The organism is Halalkalicoccus subterraneus, assembly GCF_003697815.1.
Lineage (GTDB): Archaea > Halobacteriota > Halobacteria > Halobacteriales > Halalkalicoccaceae > Halalkalicoccus > Halalkalicoccus subterraneus.
The window spans coordinates 1-1,460 of record NZ_RDQG01000043.1 but is presented as its reverse complement, the minus strand read 5'-3'; the positions used below and the strand labels follow the sequence as shown (position 1 = coordinate 1,460).

1 rRNA gene is annotated in these 1,460 nt (G+C 56.3%); it reads right to left on the bottom strand.

Annotation, left to right across the window (positions count from 1 at the left end):
- Window positions 1-1,460: ribosomal RNA gene (locus EAO80_RS20045) — 23S ribosomal RNA — on the bottom strand; the annotation flags it as partial.

Below are 1,460 nucleotides of genomic sequence, written 5' to 3'. Positions count from 1 at the left end.
GTACCTGTGTAACGGCTCCTACCTATGCTGCACAATGGCGACCACGTCTCAGCGACAGCCTGCAGTAAAGCTCTATAGGGTCTTCGCTTCCCCTTGGGGGTCTCCAGACTCCGCACTGGAACGTACAGTTCACCGGGCCCAACGTTGGGACAGTGACGCTCTCGTTCATCCATTCATGCAAGCCGCTACTAAAGCGGCAAGGTACTACGCTACCTTAAGAGGGTCATAGTTACCCCCGCCGTTAACGGGTCCTTCGTCCTCTTGTACGAGGTGTTCAGATACCCGCACTGGGCAGGATTCAGTGATCGTACGAGTCCTTTCGGATTTGCGATCACCTATGTTTTTACTAAACAGTCGGAGCGTCCGAGTCACTGCGGCCTGCCCCTACACAGGGCAGGCATCCCTTATCGCGAACTTACGGGACTAACTTGCCGAATTCCCTAACGTCGGTTGATCCCGACAGGCCTTGGCTTTCGCCGCCATGAGTACCTGTGTCGGATCTCGGTACGATCGTTGTACTCGGTTTTTCACGGGCTCTAGGTTGGATCGACTTTCGCTATCCCGCCGTTCGTCCGCTTCGTGCCATTACGGCTTCCACGGACTTTGACGGTTCGACCGGGCGAATGCCCGGCTCGATTGACCCCAAAGCGTCACCTTTGAATGTACAACGGTACTGGAATATTAACCAGTTTCCCATTTGTCCCCTTCGAATTACGGGAGGACTTAGGATCGACTAACCCTCGGCTGATCAACATTGCCGAGGAACCCTTACTCATTCGGCCGTCGGGGTTCTAACCCGACTAACGCTGCTACTATGACCAGGATTTTCGTCACCGATCGGTCCATGCGAGCTCTCGCCCGAACTTCCATCCGATCGGAGTGCCAGTCTACACGATTGCGCTGTAAGGCGCACGGCTAGGTCTCGGTGGTGAACTTGAGCCCCGATCATTTTCGGCGCCTCAAACCTCGGCCGGTAAGCTGTTACGCTTTTCTTAGAGGGTAGCTGCTTCTAAGCTCACCTCCCGGCTGTCTAGGGCTTGAGACCACCTTCAATCGCACTTAGTTCACACTTGGGGACCTTAACCCAGCTCTGGGTTGTCTCCCTCACGGTGCACAGGCTTACCCCGGCACACCGGATTCCTTGCGTCGACGGCGTCCGTAGGTTCGGAGTTTGACAGGGGGGCGCACTCCTCTCGGAGTGCGGTCCCCCAATCGGTCGCTCTACCCCACGAACTACCTCAGCAAAGGTCATGCTTCGACATGTTTCGACTGGAACCAGCTGTTTCCGGACTCGATGGGCCTTTCACCCCTATACGCAAATCACGGGAGGGTATTGTAAGACACCACCCCTAACAGGCCTCCACGTGCCTTTCGGCACGCTTCACCTTGCATGCGCATAGATCGTCCGGTTTCGGGTCGTACCCGTTTGACTCCCCGCGCTTGAACACGGTGGCCCTCGT